This window comes from Paenibacillus sp. LT-B23, assembly GCF_059417685.1.
In genome coordinates this window covers 26249-46177 of the sequence record NZ_JBSQBM010000005.1, presented here as the reverse complement: position 1 = coordinate 46177, position 19929 = coordinate 26249, and the positions used below count along the sequence as shown (strand labels likewise).

The 19929-nt window shown below is 39.9% G+C and carries 20 protein-coding genes; 16 read left to right on the top strand and 4 right to left on the bottom strand.

Annotated elements, in window-relative coordinates:
- The first annotated feature begins 68 nt into the window (after positions 1-68).
- Genes ACWXW9_RS08370 through ACWXW9_RS08360 form a run of 3 tightly spaced genes read left to right on the top strand, consistent with a single transcriptional unit; the run spans position 69 to position 3766 of the window.
- A complete protein-coding gene (locus tag ACWXW9_RS08370; RefSeq protein WP_494929039.1) occupies positions 69-1295 on the top strand; it encodes an ABC-three component system protein in 1227 nt (408 codons plus the stop codon).
- Positions 1285-1785: a three component ABC system middle component gene (locus ACWXW9_RS08365; RefSeq protein WP_494929038.1), complete on the top strand. Its 501-nt coding sequence runs from the start codon at positions 1285-1287 to the stop codon at positions 1783-1785. The genes ACWXW9_RS08370 and ACWXW9_RS08365 overlap by 11 nt, the downstream gene beginning before the upstream one ends.
- Before the next feature lies 1 nt (position 1786).
- On the top strand, positions 1787-3766 hold the full coding sequence (locus ACWXW9_RS08360) for a DUF3732 domain-containing protein (RefSeq protein ID WP_494929037.1): 1980 nt from the start codon (positions 1787-1789) through the stop codon (positions 3764-3766).
- Between the two features lie 304 nt (positions 3767-4070).
- Here ACWXW9_RS08360 and ACWXW9_RS08355 read toward each other — a convergent pair whose 3' ends face one another.
- Positions 4071-4736, bottom strand: a complete 666-nt coding sequence (locus tag ACWXW9_RS08355) for a hypothetical protein (RefSeq protein ID WP_494929036.1) — start codon at positions 4734-4736, stop codon at positions 4071-4073.
- Between the two features lie 215 nt (positions 4737-4951).
- On the opposite strand from ACWXW9_RS08355, the gene ACWXW9_RS08350 reads away from it, so the two are divergent.
- Positions 4952-5944, top strand: coding sequence for a DUF3991 domain-containing protein (locus ACWXW9_RS08350; RefSeq protein ID WP_494929035.1), 993 nt, complete (start codon positions 4952-4954; stop codon positions 5942-5944).
- 508 nt (positions 5945-6452) lie between these two features.
- Here ACWXW9_RS08350 and ACWXW9_RS08345 read toward each other — a convergent pair.
- The 3 genes from ACWXW9_RS08345 to ACWXW9_RS08335 form a co-directional block, all read right to left on the bottom strand.
- The gene (locus ACWXW9_RS08345) at positions 6453-7571 is read right to left on the bottom strand and encodes a phospholipase D-like domain-containing protein (RefSeq protein ID WP_494929034.1); all 1119 of its coding nucleotides are present in this window, start codon (positions 7569-7571) and stop codon (positions 6453-6455) included.
- 92 nt (positions 7572-7663) lie between these two features.
- Entirely contained in the window at positions 7664-9538 is a 1875-nt protein-coding gene (locus tag ACWXW9_RS08340) for a UvrD-helicase domain-containing protein (RefSeq protein WP_494929033.1), read from the bottom strand.
- Complete coding sequence (locus tag ACWXW9_RS08335; RefSeq protein ID WP_494929032.1) at positions 9538-11451, bottom strand: ATP-dependent nuclease; 1914 nt, start codon at positions 11449-11451, stop codon at positions 9538-9540. The genes ACWXW9_RS08340 and ACWXW9_RS08335 overlap by 1 nt, the downstream gene beginning before the upstream one ends.
- Positions 11452-11894: 443 nt before the next feature.
- On the opposite strand from ACWXW9_RS08335, the gene ACWXW9_RS08330 reads away from it, so the two are divergent.
- From ACWXW9_RS08330 to ACWXW9_RS08275, 12 genes are all read left to right on the top strand, one after another.
- A complete protein-coding gene (locus ACWXW9_RS08330) occupies positions 11895-12377 on the top strand; it encodes a hypothetical protein (RefSeq protein ID WP_494929031.1) in 483 nt (160 codons plus the stop codon).
- On the top strand, positions 12358-13593 hold the full coding sequence (gene mobP3 / locus ACWXW9_RS08325; protein WP_494929030.1) for a MobP3 family relaxase: 1236 nt from the start codon (positions 12358-12360) through the stop codon (positions 13591-13593). The genes ACWXW9_RS08330 and mobP3 overlap by 20 nt, the downstream gene beginning before the upstream one ends.
- A 217-nt stretch (positions 13594-13810) precedes the next feature.
- On the top strand, positions 13811-14053 hold the full coding sequence (locus ACWXW9_RS08320; RefSeq protein ID WP_494929029.1) for a hypothetical protein: 243 nt from the start codon (positions 13811-13813) through the stop codon (positions 14051-14053).
- A 33-nt stretch (positions 14054-14086) separates the two neighbouring features.
- Positions 14087-14467, top strand: a complete 381-nt coding sequence (locus tag ACWXW9_RS08315; RefSeq protein WP_494929028.1) for a hypothetical protein — start codon at positions 14087-14089, stop codon at positions 14465-14467.
- Between the two features lie 36 nt (positions 14468-14503).
- Entirely contained in the window at positions 14504-15199 is a 696-nt protein-coding gene (locus ACWXW9_RS08310; protein ID WP_494929027.1) for a hypothetical protein, read from the top strand.
- 48 nt (positions 15200-15247) lie between these two features.
- On the top strand, positions 15248-16090 hold the full coding sequence (locus ACWXW9_RS08305; protein ID WP_494929026.1) for a hypothetical protein: 843 nt from the start codon (positions 15248-15250) through the stop codon (positions 16088-16090).
- On the top strand, positions 16087-16584 hold the full coding sequence (locus tag ACWXW9_RS08300) for a hypothetical protein (RefSeq protein ID WP_494929025.1): 498 nt from the start codon (positions 16087-16089) through the stop codon (positions 16582-16584). Before ACWXW9_RS08305 ends, ACWXW9_RS08300 begins: the two co-directional genes overlap by 4 nt.
- On the top strand, positions 16550-18139 hold the full coding sequence (locus ACWXW9_RS08295) for a VirD4-like conjugal transfer protein, CD1115 family (RefSeq protein ID WP_494929024.1): 1590 nt from the start codon (positions 16550-16552) through the stop codon (positions 18137-18139). Before ACWXW9_RS08300 ends, ACWXW9_RS08295 begins: the two co-directional genes overlap by 35 nt.
- A gap of 16 nt (positions 18140-18155) precedes the next feature.
- Complete coding sequence (locus ACWXW9_RS08290; protein ID WP_494929023.1) at positions 18156-18506, top strand: Mbov_0395 family pilin-like conjugal transfer protein; 351 nt, start codon at positions 18156-18158, stop codon at positions 18504-18506.
- 63 nt (positions 18507-18569) lie between these two features.
- Entirely contained in the window at positions 18570-18800 is a 231-nt protein-coding gene (locus ACWXW9_RS08285) for a DUF6133 family protein (protein WP_494929022.1), read from the top strand.
- Positions 18801-18869: 69 nt separating this feature from the next.
- Entirely contained in the window at positions 18870-19709 is an 840-nt protein-coding gene (locus ACWXW9_RS08280) for a conjugal transfer protein TrbL family protein (RefSeq protein ID WP_494929021.1), read from the top strand.
- The gene (locus ACWXW9_RS08275) at positions 19706-19924 is read left to right on the top strand and encodes a mercury transporter (protein ID WP_494929020.1); all 219 of its coding nucleotides are present in this window, start codon (positions 19706-19708) and stop codon (positions 19922-19924) included. The genes ACWXW9_RS08280 and ACWXW9_RS08275 overlap by 4 nt, the downstream gene beginning before the upstream one ends.
- The last annotated feature ends 5 nt before the right edge of the window (positions 19925-19929 follow it).

Below are 19929 nucleotides of genomic sequence, written 5' to 3'. Positions count from 1 at the left end.
GGTACTTAAGATTCTTTTTCTAATATCTAAAAATATAATTATTTATACCTAAATAAGGAGCGAGGGCCGTGAGCAATAATCAGAATAATAATGAAATGGAAACGAACATTGCTAATACTCATGTGCCAGACAAGGTTTATGCTTATTCTCTTCAAGTTAGACATGCACTCTATGAACTAATGAATTGTTCCGGAAATGATATTGTCAGTATTGAAGTTTTGGAAGATATTGCTACAGAAAAAGAAGACGGCACTATAGATGCTATTCAATTGAAAAGTGTTCTCTCAAAGAATAATCCAGTAGCAGATCGTTCACCAGATTTATGGAAAACTTTATACAATTGGCTACTTGCAATTAAAAATAACGAACTTCAAATTGAAAACACGAACTTCAAACTTTTTGTTGCTGCTAATAGAAAAGGGAATATTTCCACTTGGTTTAATGAAGCTAATTCTCTAGAATCAGCAGAAGAAATGTGGGTGAAATCAAGATTGGAATTCTACGATGTAACAGGAAATGAATTGAAACTTGGAGAACAATATGCGTTATATGTCAGACACTTTTTTAAGCCCGAGAACAAAACTTTAGCCTGCAAAATAATTGAGAAATTCACATTACAAACAATAAGTATAAAACATACGACCTATCTTTTCGAAACCTTTTGCCAAAAAACAACAATTCATGATGATCTTATGATGAATGTATTTGACTCAATGCTTGGATGGATTGATAGAAAAACCGCAGAGCTAATAGAGGCTGGAAATGCAATGTCTATTTCTTTTAAAGATTATAAAGCTCAACTTATAGCTATTTCTCGCGAGCTTAATCAAAACTTAAGTCTAAAAGAGTTAGCGCCCCGCCCAACCGAACAAGAAATTCAACATGAATATAATGCTCTAAGAAGATATATAGATCAACTAAATCTAGTCGAATGTGATTATGATGATAAATTAGAAGCAATTAGTGATTACTTAAGAGCTTCCACCAATAGGACAATATGGGCTAAAAGAGGTGATATTAGCGAAGTTAGCCTAATTAATTATCAAGAAGAGCTTGTGAAAAAGTGGAAAAACAAAAAGAGTATTATTAATATTACTGGAAAAACCCTTTCCACTAAGGAACAAGGAAAGCTCCTTTACTTACAATGTAAAGATGATGCTATTAATATTGATCATCTTAGCGTGCCAGGCTTTTTTACACCTGGTTGTTATCATTCTTTATCTGATGAATTAACGGTAGGTTGGCATCCAGACTACAATGATTTAATTAAGATGGGATGTGAAAATGATGAGTAAACTAAATAAAGAACTTCAGATTGTTCAAAATCCAGCTTTCGGGGCATTTGCAATCTGGAATTTTGTTCGTGGTTATTATAGTAATAATTCAACATTCATACCGTTCCCCCTTTTGTTCATTGTACTCCCTATCATTTGCCGAGAGGATATGGTTGAAGTACTAAATGGAACCCAAAAAGCATCTGGTCTTAGACAGTTTTCAAATAAATTTCTCTCTACAAAAGTACTGAAGAACGATGTTATTTCCCAAATACACATTAGTAGCGCAAATATGAAGGAACTTACCCTTAATTCTGTACGGATCAGTCTGTATACATCCTTGATCTCGATGGATTATGAAAATGCATTGGTATTCCCTGTTTCAACGACAGAACATAAAGGACAACCAAAAAATATTACAAAGTTAGGAAAAGCTTCTGAGAAACTAGGTTTTTGGTGCTCCCAGCTTACCCTGCATGAAATCTCTCAGATAATGAAAGTGAGGTTTTAATATGAATTTCCAAATTAAGAAACTAATACTTTGGCCTAAAAAAGATAATTTGGAACCTAAGGAAATTGAATTTGAATTAGGAGCTATTAATATAATAACTGGTGCATCAAGAACTGGAAAATCCGCAATCATCCCTATAATTGATTATTGTCTTGCTTCTGGATCTTGTTACATTCCTGTTAAAACAATAAGAAATGCTTGTAGTTGGTTTGGGATTGTCATTGAAACCGACAGCAAACAAATCCTTCTTGCAAGACGTGAACCCGGTCTTCAAAAGTCCACTGATGATATGTACATTGTAGAAGGAGAAACTGCTGTTACCCCAGATATTCCCCATAAAAATACCACTAGGGATTCTGTAAAAAAATATTTAGATGAGTTGGCCTCCCTCTCATTTTTAGAAATTGAATCAGATACAACTAACAATTATTTCGGGAGACCATCCTTTAGGGATTTGATGGCTTTTTGTTTTCAACCGCAAAATATTGTGGCTAATGCAGATACTTTATTTTATAAAGCTGATACTACAGATCATCGAACAAAACTTATCAATATCTTTCCTTACATACTTGGCGCTGTTACACCAGATATTTTAGCAAAACGTCAAGAAATTAGTACTCTAGTGAAAGAGTTACGGCGTAAGGAGAAAGATTTATCAAAGCTGAAGGATGTTGCAGAAAAATGGAGGATAGAGATCAGTGGATGGCTTTCAGCCGCTGAAGAGCTTGGACTCGTAAAGGTTAATGCTACTTTAGGGAAATTAAGTTTCGAGGAACAACTCGAAATTCTTTCATCAATCTCAAGTAAAAAAGTTTCTGATTCAAGTATATTGAATAAAAACATTGAAGCTTCTTCCCAAGAGATTGTATCTCTCAGAAAAGAAGAAAATGAAATCTCACTTAAACTATCATCTTTTAAAAACAGATATACAGAAATGACTCAACTAATGGATAGTATAGATGATTATAGAGAATCATTGACTATACAAGTTGAAAGACTCAATGTGTCTAAATGGCTAAAAAGTTTAAGTGAGGATGAAGATACCTGTCCCGTGTTTGGAATTTCAGAAAATCATCCAAAAGACCAAATTGATAAGTTTTATAAAAGCTTAACCCAACTAGAAGAGGAGTCTGGCTACACAAATAAAATACCTGCTGCTTTTGAACGTGAATACGAAAGTGTAAAAACTGAAATAGGAAAACTTTCAGAACAGCTTTCAGCAATTCAGAAGAGGATAAAAATACAAAGTAATATACGTAATTCTTCTGCAGAAGAAAAATACACTACTGAGAATATTTCAAGATTTTTAGGGCAAATACAATATGCAAGCGAAACATTTGAAACGCTTGGATCAGATAATCAATTATCATTAGAAATAGCTGATCTAAATGAGCGACTCAGAAAACTGAGATCTCAAGTAAATGAAAATGCGATTATACAAAGAATAAAAACTGCACTTAGAACAATTGAAGCATTTACTATAAAATTACTTCCTATTCTTGATTCAGAAAGACCGAATGATCCTGTGAAAATTGACTATGAGAATTTAACTGTGATTGTCTCTGGGGCAGATGGTCGTGATGACTACTTGTGGGAAATTGGTAGTGGTTCAAACTGGCTAGCATATCATATATCTGTGACACTTGCATTTCATCTTTTCTTCAATCAACAGAGCCATTCTCCTGTGCCAAATTTCATTGTTTATGATCAGCCTAGTCAAGTTTATTTCCCTCAAAAGCTAGCCGCCAAAGAAGGCGAGAAAGATCTAGATCCAACACTTGATAATGATGAAGATCAAATTGCAGTAAAAAAAATATTTAGGACAATGTCACAAGCTTTAAAAGATTCAAAAAATGGTTTTCAAGTAATTGTATTGGAGCACGCAGACAAAAGCATTTGGGGAGATATTTATAATGTCCATGAGGTTTGTGAATGGAGGGGTGAGAACCAGAAACTTATTCCCCATGAGTGGATAGTGTAGCCAAATTTAATGAAGTCACTTTAAAAGAAGAACCAATATTAGTCGGTTCTTCTTTTGTACTTAGTCCATAGAACCACGAACTCTGTCAGCGAAGTTCTAATTGATTGCAGTACAGAGAGTGCTTACTCTGCATACTTGGCTTCTATTTTATTTATTAGTAGCCCTTATTAAGATATCTAAAAAAGCACTTAGTGTTAATAATAATTACATTTACTACTTATCGAAATTCCAAAAGACTCTTCCAAGTACCTCCCGGTCAGTTTAAAGTATCGAGCACTTCCTGAGCAGGTTTTTAGAGAAAAACTTACTTCCTTAGTATTGTTTCAATTGTATCTTTATATTCTACTCTTCTAGTTTCCTTTATTGAAAAAAGAATTTCTTCATACGTTTCTAATTCACTCTTTAACCTTTCCAGTTTTAAATATTGTTTCTTATATGCATGTAAATAATGTCTAATAAGCACAATGTACACTACAAATAACACGTAGGCAGAGTATATAAAGAAATCTCTGTAATTAATACTATAATCAAAGTATGTGAGCTTTTCCGTCAATAAATGTAAATCCTCTTTCATTGCAAGGCCCCAAAAATATAGTATAACTGGGACCGGAGATATGAATTTAACAATTTCTAATTTTTTATTATGTAGCTCAAGAAAAACCTCAGCTCTTCCAATTGAATCTTTAAATCCCGCGATTGGATATTTCCATCTTTCTTTTACACTTTGGATGTGATCTGATTGGTCTAGATACTCAGTCAAATCAGAATAAGTAATATAGAATGAATATATCAAATATAAACCAAGGAGCCATATTAATTTCCCGAAATATTCAAATATAGCTATAGGTAAAAAATTATTACCAATATAATAGACAATTGCAAATAAAACTAATGTTACAAAAGTTGATTTCAATGTTGAGATAAAAGCAAATTTTCTATTTTCTCTAAACTTGTTGAAATATTTATTCATCAGTACCCTCCAAAGTTGTTTTAGTTTTCATATTTTTATGTCTCCCTCATAAATCTCACCATTTTTATTATAACCAATAACCTAATCCCTGTAATGAGCTAACTCAAATCGCCTGTCGCTTACGGAGCTAAACGTTGCTTCCTTCCTATAATTCCTCAACTATAGCTTTTGTTTGAGATTTAACATAAACTTCTTAAACAAGAAAGGAAAAAAATATGAAAGGAAACTTACCTTTTACTAAAGTTCAGATCAACCAAGCCAACAACATAAACCTTATTGAATTCGCCAAATCCAATGGCTACATCCTTGAAAATGGCGGCCGCCGTGCGCTTCATGCGAAGCAAAGTGGCGGTCTTTACTTTTTCAAGGACAGCAACAAATACTATCACTTCTCAACTGACACCCATGGCGGTTCCATCGACTTTGTAATGCAATTCTGGAATTTGAATTTTAAGGAGGCCGTTGCTTTGCTCTTGAACAGCGAAACACCGCAGCATAATCCCTCTCCTCACCCTACTCATCGAGATACCGGACAACTACTCCTTCCAGACAAAGCGCCCAATTACAGGCGAATAGCCTGGTATCTTGTTCACGTTCGAGGAATTGACCCTGAGATCGTCTCCCGTCTCATGCAAGAAAAAAAACTCTACCAGCAAGGAAAAACAGGAAACTGTGTCTTTATCGCCTATGATCAAGATAGCATAGCTAAGTATTGTTCTATGCGAGGAAGCACACCGGAGCGTTCCTTCAAGCAAGACAGGGAACACTCAGACAAAAGCTACCCTTTCCATATCCCTGGCAACGACAACAGCCGGCGAGTCTATGTATGTGAAAGCCCCATCGATACCATGAGCCATGCCACCCTCTCCAAAATGAACGGTCTAGACTGGCGAGCAGATCATCGCATATCTCTCGGTTGTCTATCCGACCATGCCTTGGAACGCTTCCTCCCCCACCATGACATCCATGAAATTATCTTCTGCTTGGACAACGACTATAACGCCACCTTTCGAGACGGCAGCCCAGCTCCCAATTGGGGACAAGAGGCTGCCTTTAAATTTGCCCAAAAGTATGTAGAGTTAGGCTACCAAACCGCGATCCAAACGCCAAATCATAAAGACTTCAATGAAGACCTTACCTCGATTCGGCAGGCTGAGTATGAGACAAAGCTAGCACTAAAGGAGGACGAATGCGACTATGAACAATAGCCACGTTTAAATACTTTTGTGATAAGCGTTTTTTAATAGGACACTTCTTCCATGAAAAGAGGAAACAATAATCCATTTCTTGTGTTACTTACTCTATTAAAAAGGGGAATCTCAAAAATGGAGTGTTAAAAAAGAAGACTTATCAACATATTACTATGGGAAACGGAAAATTCCCTATTTCTAAGAGAGGGATGGTTAAGTACGAGGATTTATTTTTCACCATCTAACCAAACTAACCATATCGGTGCAGGAAACTATGTACAGAATCCGATAGAATGAAGGCTCTGTCCAATCCACTTGTTCCATTGCTTCAAGTTTCCGGACACACTGTACACGGAGGGAATCAATCCCTAACTTTATTCTAAAGAATTGCAGTGAAAAGCTTAAAAGAAAGAATTCCAAAAGGGGCTTGCAGAAACAGCGATTACAAGCACTGGACCAGCCCAAGTAATCCGTTTTAAAAACGGAATATAGCTTTGTGAGTTGGCTTGAAAAAGCTAATGATAATTTAAGTATTATCAATTAATGGATTCACAGCGTACTTAGAAATTTCTCTTAGGGTTAGGTCAATGTTTTTCAAACCCCTAATTATTTCCTCAAAATCCCTTTTGACAGAATAAATGTCGCTCTCAATATCATTACAAATTTCAGACAAAATGTCATTTGCGTTATCTAAGGATATTTCCATGTATTGCTCAAGCTTTTCTCCATCATCTGCCATCGCATTGTATTCTGCTTCAAAGATTTCTAGCGACTTTTGCTGCATATTGAAAACAATATACTCATAAATTGCTCCATCTACTGTTAGGAAATCAACAATATTATTTATTGGCATACTATTAAATATCTCATATATCTTCTCCAATGCATCCGTTAATTCATCTTCATTAGGAGTAATATTCTCAACAAGTCCTTGAATATCACTTAGTTCTTGAAGATCATGAAGCAGATCATACAAATCGTTCTGACTAAAAATTGTCTCCTCGTTAATAAATAATGCTTCTCCATTTTTACGAATACTAAAGAATGCATCCATAAAGTACTCATAATGATTTATTAATCTAGTCAGAATACTAACCGTAAATAGTCTTAATTGATTGTAATCATCATTAAAATAAGGTATTGATTCGTCTTTCAAACTATCAAAAAACCATTTATACAACTCATTTATGAATTGCTTATCTTCGATAAGGACTCCAGCCTCATAATTTTTGTTGCTCTCTACTGAAAAGTTTTCAGAACCGATGTATACTTTATTTTCTGTACCTATAATCTTTGAATGATTATAAAAGTTAAAAAAAGGAACAATCGGTCCATTAAAGGTTTCTGGATTAAGCTTAATAAGGTATGCATTTATATTAGAACTTGCTTTTTTTCTCCAGTCTTTTCCCACTTGATTATTGTAATATGTGACAACACGGGACGGAATGTTCGTTATAAATTCAACATCTACATCATTTTTTAATTTTTTTAGTTTCTGTAGAAGAGGGTCGTCTTTTTTATCCGATATATTATAAGTAACTATTCTAATTTTTTTTGCATTTTCAAAATCATTTAGCACTTCTTCATAGCCGTATTCATCCTTGGAAGATATGAATGTGCCACCCCTGAAGTTCAATCTAACCAATTTTTCTCGCCCCCAAATCGCTTGATATGCTTCGCACTCTATTTGTATTTTATAAAACTAGCATTGAAAATAGTCAGATTATCAATTTACTTTTAATACACCTTATGAATATCCCATCCATATTTTTCGAGTTCTTGTAAGTGTGGATCATTTGAGCTATGGGTAGCAACACATAATAAATGTGTAGGTCTTGTCATTCCCACGTATGCCATTTTAAGACTTTGTTTTGTCGTTACTAGCTTAGGTGGGATATGTTTGCCTTTCATATACTCAAGAATAGACTGTACATCGAACTTCTTTTTGAAATAGGTCTCTAAATATAGAGTTGCTGTATGAGTCTCTCCTTTTACGCTATGAACTGTTGAAACATCTATGGATATACGGTTATCTTTTTTTTCATGGATATATAAATTTGTCTGTTGATTTTCAATAAATAATTTATCAGTCGAAGAAGTGTTTAAAAAGGAATGTAGCTCCCGGTTAGGTCTAACGTCCATTTGCGGGCATAATTCAGTAATAATAAAGCTTCTAATGTCTTGTAATATGTCTTCTTCTTGATACAGTTTCAAGCACCACTGAGTGATTTCAAATCTGAGCTTGTCATAAAACTCTTTATGATGTTTACTTAAATAATCGTTGAATGAAGCGTCTGTATACAAGGTATTATTTGATCGTTTCACACCTAATAAACGTAAACTCTTTAACATAGCCTCAAATATAAATGAGCGAATGGATTGGACAGAATCTCCATTCTCTTGGTTATTGGCCATTTTCAAATAGTCTTCTAAGCAATCAAAATCGCGCCTTTTTTTCAGCCCTGATTTACCGTATGGTTCGTAATAATCACATATTGACCTCTGCCCATTGGGTTGACCCACCCAACCGACAGCTTTAAAAATATTCCGCTCCAGTTGGTGTAAATTGTATTCTAAAATAAAATCACCAAATATAGGCAACACTTTAGAAATAGAAGAATCATCAAATACAATTATCTTGGGTGTGATGTTAGGTACATTGGAATTTCCTTTTAGATCTTGAGGCGATATACAGATCTTTTTTACCCTTTCGGCAATTTCACAAGAAAACCGTTTACTAGTTGGGATAGTCAAATAATCTTCAGAAACTTTCCAACCAGTTTCTGAAGAAGAATCAAAAATTGATTGATTACTGTCTCCAACTCTTTGTATTACCACTTTACTTTGGTCAAAAACACGTTCCAATAAATCGTTTTGTATATTATTTGTGTCTTGCATTTCGTCAACAAACACATAAGCAAAGCGGTCAGAAATCACTTCTGCTATCTGAGGATACTTGCGTAGGTACTCATATGCCAACGAATAGGCGTCATCGTAACATAGAACCCCCTCTCTTAGAATATTTTCTTTGAACTCCATTAACTTAGGATAGGATTTACTCTCTGGTTTCATTAATATTTTTCCATCAATCTTTTTAGTGATAGAAAAGTCATGCATGCCAAATCGAAGATCAGCAATAGCAATCTTGTTTACGTCGAGCCAGTACTTTGTCCCTCTATCCAGGCTACTTGATTGTCTTTGAACGTATTCGTTATATATCTCATCATCAACTCTCTCGACCCTTTTTCCATATTTATCAATATATGCAGGAATAGCCATGAATTTATTAACAAACGACTGAATTGTGCCAAAATGATTAGGGTATTGAAATAAAACGTCAGCTTTTCCTTCCAGCTTAGTTCTAATCTCATCAACTGCTACATTTGTATGAGTCAACACACAGATCCCTTGATTTGTTTTCAAAGGAAGTTTCTGCGCGATAATAAATAACTTAGCAAGCAATGTTGTAGTTTTGCCACTTCCGGGGCAAGCTTGTATGTCTTTCGAATCCATGCACCGAATAATGTCTCGCCTATCCTTATCAAAAACCTCGCCCTCTGGCAAAAGTAAACGTTCTGCTAATTGAATATCTTCATCGTTAATTGTAAACATTATTTGTCACCTTCTAGAACAGCAGTAGCATAATGTATAGCCTCAATAATATATTTTAGATTTTGATCTTTTAAAATTCTCGATCTGAGTGCTTCTTTATCTTTCGTTTCGTTAAGTATACTAGCCAGACATTGCGCGACTATAGCCTTCGACACATTATCATTTTCTTTTAACATGATACCGTGATAAACTTCATACGCAATTTTTTCATAAGAAAGTTTCTCTTGCTGCCATTTTGTCAAATTTGTTTCCACTTCTTGATCACATGTTCTCTTCTTTTCTTCTGTTAATCCGTACTTATTGCTACCTTGAATCTTTTTTGCGTATAATACCGCTTGGTAGAACTCTTTAGTTAAATTACCGCCGGCAGCCAAATCATATTCTAACGTCCAAAACGGAGACACATATGTTTTTACAGTTTGACCATTATAAAGCTCAATCTTTTTCTGTCGCGAAGTTACTATCTTCTCTTGATCAGTTATATTGTCGCCACGTTCAGAAAAAATTGGTTTGACATCATTATCGGTTACTATAGCAACTGGAATATTCATTTTTCCTAATGACTCATCCCGACGTTGAAAAATCTTGCTGTAGCGTAAGAATGCAGTGCTCCCTACGTTTACAATTGTTGCCCCATATTTAGATAACGGTCTACCAATAATCTCAGCAATTGTAGGTAAAAGAAGATGTTCTCCATCCCCTTCAACTAAAATAACTCCCTTTGCAAAAAACAAATTAGCCTTTGTGGAATCTAAAAATCGTTCCAGAAATGAATAATCACCTATTTCTAATTTCGTGCTTTCTGGATTCATTGAAAAACAATTCCCGTTGTTACAAAGAATAAGATTCCTCAATGATACTTTTGAAGCTAGAACTGTGCTATGTGTAGTTAAAATTAATTGCACACCTAAATCACTAGATTCTTTTTGCAAATACTCGATTAATCGCAATTGTGCTTGTGGATGGATATGAGCTTCAATTTCCTCGACAAGTGCAATTTTTAATCCTGTATAATTTTCTCGATTCAATAGCAAAAGTTCAACTGCTATAAAAAGAAGATTATGAGAGCCTAAACCTGACTTGTTTACTGATAACTCTAAACTTAATTTCTCTAAAATTGTTCTTAATTTCATATCCGATATAGAAAAAATTGAACTTAATGGTAACGTGGATGGAGAAAACTCTTTTAAATATGAATTTATTTTTTCCAATAAAAGCTTTCCACTTTGGTCATCAAAAGTTTGCTCTCCATCATGTCCTTGGAAATAATGAAGGATTAATTCATTAGCTTTCTTTATTACTTTTTTTAAATGATGATTTTCCTTGTCTTCGAAGGCCTGATGGCTGTCCAGAATTTGAGAAAGTCGTGAATTTTTTCTTGGAGCCATTTCATACTCAGCATCTCTTAACGGTTTCAAATAGGTTGATCTTAATAAAGCTCGCGCTTCACTGTTCATCTGACTGCCTTCTTCATCCGTCCCCGCCTTGACATCATAATAAACACGTCTTCCTTTGCGTCTTCCCTTCAAAAACACTTTTAAGTAAAAGGTTTTTTTTGTATCAACTGTCTCAAAGCTCAACCACTCAAGGAAGTTTTTTGCCTCCTGTGGCTTAAGATCCCTAAAAATACACTGAATTTCTAATGAATCTGTTCGATTTTCCTCTATCCTCTCACCGCTTGGCATATGAAAATCTTCATATTCCAGTCTTAGATAGTCGTTACTTTGCGTGGTTAAAACAAGCTTCAGAGCGTCAACAATAGCGGTTTTACCTGTATCATTTTCCCCAACTACTATGTTTAACCCAGGATTAAACGTCATAAATAACCCCGGCTTGGTTTTACCTATTTCTGTTTGGAATTCACCAGCACCATATTTTCTGAAATTCCAAATCCTTAGTTCGGACAAGTGCATATAAATGTGACTCCTTATAATTAGTCGTTTTCTACCTTTACATAGCAGTGATGAATCCTGCTTGTTATCTTTACATCATAGTTCGACAGAACTACTCCATTTCCTTCTGAAATTCTCCAATTGATTTTAAAACACGACTTGCAAAATGTCGAAGCTGTTATCTCTAGACTACTCCATGAGAAATCTTACAGTAAAATAGCTTTAGCTTATCATCAAAAGGAGTGAAGCCATCATGCAGTCTTTCCCTTATTCCCATCGGATACAACAACTGCCGGGCCAAAAACAGAGAGGTCCACCCTCTGTTTTTGGTGTAAAGGCAGGAATAGCAAAATGTCATTTTGCGAAAGAAACCGCGTGGAAGCAGAGCTTCCACCGACATTTTTGGGGGATTTCACCCGACAATCGAATGTCGCTAGTGGGATGCCTTCAGGGAGGCGCTGCCATTGGCACGTAAAGAAAAGACAGAACAAATCAGCGTGAAATTGCCCAGGACACAATATGAATCCCTCAAGAAATATGCAGCGAGCAAGCATCTGAGTATGGCGGATATTGTTCGTGCCTTTATTCAAAAAGGCATGTCAGTTGATGCCTACACCGAAAAGATTGATTTTATCAGCGCCATCATCCGTCAGGAGATCAAAGTAGCCATTGATGGGTTAAGCAATCGGCTGTCCGGACTGGCCAGCAAAGACCTCATCATGTCCGCTGCGGCCTATTACTCCACCATTACCATCATTGCCGACCTCATCGATACCAACCGCTATACTACCTTTCGGGAAATTGAAAAGAAAGCGCGGCAGCTTGCGGTGGAATACACCAAAATGAAGCTTACCGATGCCGAGAAGCTGTTCTTGTCCGGTGATGCTTTTGAGCAGAACATTGAACGTTTACGTGGAGGCACCGACGATGTCGATCCTGATCTATAAACAGCGTTTCTTCCACCCCAACCATCCCAAAACCGTCAAAAGCAATTACTGCAACATCGGTTACATCGCCACCCGCCCTGGTGCAGCTAAGAATGAAGGGATGAATCACGGGCTGTTCGGTAAGCTCCATCCTGGCGACTTGCAAGAGTTTGCTTCCTGGCAGGAAGTTGGTCGGGTGGCCAGAGAGATTTCACAACAGAAAAAGAACATGTACCGTAGTGTCATTTCACTCAGGCGGGACACCGCGGCGGAATTGGAACTTACCGATCAAAAGGCTTGGCAACAGTATATTGAGCAGCACATCTCCACCATCGCGGCCCAAAATCAAATCAAAATGCAAGACCTCTGCTGGGCGGCAGCTTTTCATAATGAGAAAGATCATCCCCATATCCATGTCGTCTTTTGGGATCGACAGCAACAAATCATGAAGAATTTCACCCATCCCCAGATTCCTAATCGTATCCGCAAACAGCTTATCCGAGAGACTTTTGCCTATAAGATCAAACAATTTTGCGTCCTGCGGGATCAAGCCAAATCCGGCATCACCGAAGTCACAGATCAACTGCTGGATGAATTTGAGACGTATATCAAAAGACTTGATCCCAAGTCCTTCAAAGCATTTCAAAATCGCTTTAACCATGGGGACGAAGATTCCCTTCATCTGATGCCAAAACACCATCTGTACAAGCCGTCGGATGTGTCGGCACTTACCGAGAAACTGATGCGGCTTCGGGTCAACATGCCCAAAACCGGACGGCTGGCCTATCAACTGCTCCCTCCTGCTGTGAAGTCCTTGCTGGATGAGCTGGTACAGGACCTCATCAAAGGAAATCCATATTTAGCGCAAATGGTTGAAGATTATGTTCAAGTCAAACTCCAGATCGCCATGCTATATGATACCGATCCAGAACACATTCAAAAGCACCGTGAAAAATATCAGGCCGAAGCGGAAAAGCGAATTGCCAATCGTTTATTGGCAACCATCCGCACTCTAATCAAGCTGGAAAAAGAAGCACCATTCGGACAATCCCGAATCTCCCAGCAACGTTATCTGGCGGAACAGCTTATGATCGGCCTCCTTGATATGATGGAAAGTCTCATCATGAACGGTAATCTGGATTATGACGACAAAGTCAAAGTCATGGGTGGCGAATTGTCCAAACAAGCCAAAAAAGAATGGTTTTTAAAACACCGGGATCAAGGAATGGAGCGATAAGCTCCCGAGATGAACACGCTAAGCGCGTTTTTTTTATTTCACCTTCATGAAAGGAATCTGCCCATGCTATTTACAGATGGAAAACATCAGACCTTTGAACGGATGATGCGGCAAACGCCACGCAACCCTACGCGCTCATCCAGTGAAAAAAAGAGGCCCAAACCTAAGCCCAGCACACCGCAAGAAAATCCGACTTCACCCAAGGAGCGTCCTGCTCATGGAAATCAATGAACGGTTGGAGGAAGTGCTAAGGGTAGAGCTATCGAGCTTAGGGCTGGAGATTGAAAAAGATACACCTTCTTCCCTCTCCGTGCTTCAGAACAATCAGCCCATTGTCTTTATTCAAGATCACGGTGAAATTCAGTACCCTGCCCATCAACAGTCTTTGCTCGCCGGGCGGATTCCCGCCATCGTCGCCAACATATGGGAGATGGAAAACGCTTATCGCCAGGCTCCTTAGCTTCAAATCGCTAGTGTAAGCAGTTACCGAAACATGCTGCAATACATTCAACACGTATTAGCCGGGCGCTATGAGGGAGACGGTCAATTTCGCTTTGTGACTTGGCAAATGAATGGAGATCAAACCGGACTTGCATTTGGGCATTACTTTGATCGAAATGAGTATGAAAAAGCCAAAGATGATTTTATTCAACGCAGTGGTCTCTTGGAACATAGAAGACTGTTCAACAAGGAGCGGCTAATTGTCCTTTACTCCACCCTGCTCTATCGCAGTATCCACGATTCCAAACTTGGTTTCGGGGAGAAGCAGGACATGGATCGGCTGATTCACAAAATCGAAGCTATGGCTCCAACTCCAACTTCCGAATCTGTTCAGGAAGCTACTACCGACTCCGAACGAGATTGGGAGCGGTAATTCGTTCGAACCACTCTATACAAGGAGCGGGTAAATATGAAAAGCAAAAGCGAGTTTTACAAGAAATTTTTCGAAGCCTTGGCTAAACAGGGCTTTGAAGTCAAACGCTCCACTTCTGCCGATTACTTGGCCGATTTATATTACAAAAACCAACTGGTCGCCTTTTACACCCGAATGGATGCCATCGAAAAAAATCCGTTTGTCGGCGTACCGGAAAGGCTGATGGGGAGCATTCATGAGTTGGCTAAACAAACCGCCCTGCAGGCTGGGATTTGCGTAGAGAAACCATATACCGATAAAGACCCGAAAATTGCCAATGGCGTCTACAAACTGAGCGAATACAACGATGTGATTCTGGCCTGCAAGCATCACCCGATGTTTGAATACGTGTTCTCCACGTACCGGCTTTCACCTGAAAACGGAACCCCCATACAAAGACAGTATTTTTACAATAAGGAAGAAGCGCTGCAAAATTTCGCGGTCCGCAGCGGACTGGTCGATGAAAAAATGCTGTTCAGTGAGTCGGAGCTAATGCTCATCCATTCCGAGATGGTCAAATTCATGATTACCCCTAACGATAAAACCGTCGATCAATTTGAACTGGTCGCAGCGATGATTGAGCGGCTGGAGGAACTGTTACCTGTGCTAGAGGAAAGGGATATCCAACTGGATTATGAACAGGAATTTTCCCAGGATGAATTGGTGGATGAGGCTGCTGAAATCGGGGATTAGCATAAGCAACCTGCTTTGCTCATGCCAAACAGTTAGGAGGGATTCACCTTGCCAAGCGGACACCCCGAAAGCTCCCTATGGGGCAATATCATTACGTGCGCAGAAATTGCACTCCAGGTCTATGAAATCGTGGCCGAATATCAAAAAGGAATTATCATTCCTACGGAACAAGCAGAGAAAATCTTGAGTCCAGAAGCCATTGCCCTTGGTGAAGAAAAAGATGGCTATTTGCATTACGAGGATGAGCAAAAGAGTATGGTTCCGGCTTATGAACTGCTGCAAAAAGATTTGGTCACAGACCCCGACTTCAAAGAGAAATACGGAACGCCAGAACAATTGCAGAAAGAAGGAAAATTTTTCGTCCCCGAATATTTTGGAACCATGGAACCGCCGCAAACCGGGCCTTGGGGGGATCTTACCAAGACCACTTCTATTCACAATGGAATTGGCCTTGTTCAGAGTGAAGGAAAGTCAGCCCTTGCTGTTCATCAGACCGTTGCCGACCTCTGTTTATCCGAAATGGCGCGGAAACAAGCTGTAACAGAAGGTGAATATCTGTTTTATACACTGGATACCCACTGTGCTATTCCGGTCTATGAACTGTCTGCCTCTCACCCTCAAGTGCTGAACCTGATTATTGACGAGGATAGTCTGATCCACACCTTATACGAGGATTTCCCCGAGTACGTTAATTTTCATAACCGCCATGTGGACGAATGGGGACAGATTCAAGATCAGCCTGCTCCCAAAGGGCTGTTTTTGCAAACTCAGTTGGAACTGGAACTGGGCCATCCACTCCCTCCCAGACAGGTCGCTGAATATCCCCTGCCGTTTGAAGTGAAGCCACTTGTAGATGATTTCTATGAGCCAAGCGGAGACTACGAGTTGTGAAAAGGAAGCCCAAAATCCTCATTTGCGTGCTGCTGTTTATCCTTGGAGCGGTTTTCAATCTGTTCTTTACCACAGCCCTGCATTACATGCTATCAGGCAAATCGCATATGCTTGCCTTCATTTCCTTAGGAGAATGCACCTCAAGCTTGATCGCCAGCAAGCAGCATATGCTGCTTTTTTTATGCCTGCAAGGGCTAATCGGAGTCGTGTCCCTAATGTACTTTTTCACGAATAATCGTCCGTATCAAAGTGAGCTGGTCCACATTACGCCGCATATCGAAACCCCTGTCCCCGTAGGTCAGCACCAGCATGGTTCATCCAGATGGCTTACAGAATCAGAAAAACAAACCGCATTCGACCATCTGTATCTGGATGTTAAGTATCCACTGATTCAAGAACTGATCGCTACCGGTTATGATGACCTGGAGTTTTTAAACAACGATAAGGAGGGTTCTCCACTTGAAGCTGCACCCGAAAAATATCCCGAAGACTGATGTTCCGATCAAGGAACTCCCTCCGCCCTTCTCGCAAGGCGGGATTGTACTAGGGATGGATAAACTGCTCGGGAAAGAACGCATTTACTGCATCCAAGATGATGTTCATTCCCTGTGCCTGGGGGCCACCCGCAGTGGCAAGTCTCGTACTGTCGTGCTGCAATCCATCTGCACGCTGGGGCTGGTGGGGGAATCACTCGTCGTGTCCGATCCGAAAGCCGAGTTGTTTCACTACACGAACGAATTTTTGCAAAAGCTGGGCTATGAGGTGTACGTACTTGATTTTCGCACACCAGAAAAAAGCCATCACTACAATCTGCTTCAGCCGATCATTGATGCTGTAAACAATGGTAATCAGGAGCAAGCGGAAATGTTGGCTTGGGATATGACCAGTGTGCTGGTAGGAAAATCTCAAGGGGAAAAGATATGGACGAACGGTGAAATGTCCGTCATTGCTGCTACGATTCTGAGTGTCGTTTGGGATAATGCCAAACGGCCCGAATACCAGAATATGACCAATGCTTACTGGTTTCTTGCGGAGATGAACCGGCCCATCGGAAACAAAACACCGATGCAGGAATACGTGAAGCGCCTTCCCCCCTCCCATCCTGCAAGGGCGTTGCTTAGCATTTCGGATATTGCTCCATCACGGACTAAGGGGAGCTTCTATACCTCAGCCTTGACTACCTTGCGGCTGTTCACCTCCAAGTCCATCTATGCTATTACACACAAAAGCGACTTTTCTTTAGCTGAACTGGGCGAAAAGAAACAGGCGCTTTTTATCATTCTCCCGGATGAGAAAACCACCTTCTACCCTGTCGCTTCCCTGATGGTTTCACAGTTATACGAAATTCTTACCTCAGAGGCGGACAAGCGCGGCGGCAGATTAAAGCAGCGGGTAAACTTCATTTTGGATGAGTTTGGGAACTTCACTCCCATTGCCGATTTCACCAACAAATTGACGGTAGGTGGCGGGCGGGGGATGCGGTTCAATCTGTTCCTGCAAAGCTTTGAGCAATTGAAGGAAAAGTATGACGATCACGCGGCCAGTACGATCAAATCGAACTGCCAAACCTGGATTTATCTGCAGGCCGACGATCTGGAAACCTTGCGCGAGATTAGCGAAAAACTCGGAACCTATACGACCTCCAGTTATCAACTTTCTGCTTCCCATGGCAAATATTCTACACCCAGCACCTCACACAGCCTAAGCCTGATGGAACGCAAATTGCTCACGGTAGATGAAGTTCGCCGCGTATCCCGGCCCTATCAAATCATCATCTCCCGTACCCATCCAGCGATGATGAACTCCCCTGATCTAAGCCAGTGGGCGTTTAATGCGATGCTGGGGCTGGGAGACAAAGAGCATAACCGCTTGGTTCGTGAGGAACGGGAACGAAAACGAATGATCTTAACCGATACGTCGAGGGAGGTGAAGCTATGGAACATTTGGATCTATTATCAGAAAGACATTGCCAGACAAATGGAGGAAAAAAGGCAACAAGCAGCCGGCGGCGGTAATGGCTTTTTTGGCCCTGATTCTGACTTGGATTAGGAGGTTGTAAGAAAACATGATGAAACTAACAGAACGAATCCGCAAAGCCATTTGCTACAGCAAAATGGTTTGTTTCACGTTCATCACAAGCTTGCTGCTGAGTCAATCGGCTTATGCGTCCGGTGTTCAAGGCAGCAAACTGGTCAAGGGAACCGAGAAGCTGATTGGGGATGTAACCACCTGGCTGATGATACTTGCGCCGGTTGTCGCGGGCTTACTCATTATCTATTTTTGTATTCGGCGGTCTGCCGCGGATGAAATGGACCAGAAAAAATGGAACAACCGCATTGTCGTTGCCATTGTGTCTTGTATTGGTGCGGTACTCGGTTCGGCCACACTCAATATCATCATCGGCTATTACAAGTAAATACTCGGTATTTCCAGTCGCTTTTTGCATTAATTATCACATATTTCAGGAGGAATCACGTTTATGAAAACATGGCTGAACACAGTAATGAAACATTCGAAACAAGGTATGGTACAGGCAGGAGCCGTTTGGACGAATCGCCGTGGTGAAGGTTTTGTGGACACCGCAGTTAAAATTTTGATGGCGGTCGTGATTGGGGCTTTGGTACTTGGAGGTTTGTATTTACTGTTTAGTGACACCATTCTGCCTACCTTAACGCAGCGGATCAAGGACATGTTCAACTACAAAGGGTAACGCTAAACGTACCCTTTAGCGGGAACAACAAGCTTATTTATGTGTTGTTCCCGCAGAAAGGAGGTTCCGGTGGAAGCCATTCTCGTCTTGCTCATCGTTGCTGTCCTGAATGGAGCGCTGATGTATATTGATACGCTGCTCCAAGACATTATTCCGATGACCCTGTATGCCGAACGCTCCATGACCGCTCTAACAGGCGGTAATATCGCCGATTCCCTGTTTGACGTTCTATTCGGATTTGGAGTTTCGATCATCATCCTGAAATTTCTGAAAAAAGGCTTTGAGATCTATGTGATGTGGTCAGATGGCGACCCTGATGAAGAACCGCTTTCGCTGCTTACCAACTTCTTTAAAGCGATGGCGGTCGCCATTTGCTTTCCTACCCTATACCTTTGGCTCGGAAAAATTATCGAGGAACTGACAGACGAACTACTGGTCGTACTTGGACAATCCACCAACTATGACTGGAACGCTTGGGTGGAAGGCATCAGTTCTTTGGGGTTGGTCACCGCTATTTTCGGCTTGATCTTTATCGTTTGCTATTTCATTCTTTATTTTCAATTTTTAATGCGTGGACTGGAGATTTTGATTTTACGTATTGGCGTTCCACTGGCCTGTGTTGGACTACTGGATAATGACAAGGGTGTGTTCAGAGCCTATTCGCAAAAATTTTTCCAATCGACGTTAGCGGTTGTCGTGCAAATTGCCCTAGCTAAACTTGGCGTAGGTCTGATGCTCAACATGCACATCTTCTGGGGTGTAGCTTGTATGACACTAGCCATACGTACTCCACGCTTCCTGTCCGATTTCCTCATTACCACAGGTGGCGGTGGTGGAGTGGTCAACAATGTCTATCATTCTGTCCGGTTGGTGAGCATGGCCCGCAAAATGATGACGAAAACGGGGTGAGTCCACTGTCTACACTCGATGATCTTGCTCAGGCCCTCATCCTATTGATTCGTTTGGGTTGTGTTGCCCGATTTGTCTATTGTATGGTTCGCTTGTCGGGTGCCGATGAAGAAGCTACACAGTATAAAAAGCGGACCCGAAATGTCATCCTCTTTTATACTCTGGCCGAGAGCATATGGCAGATCAAAGACATCATTATGTTTTATTATCGCTAACCGTG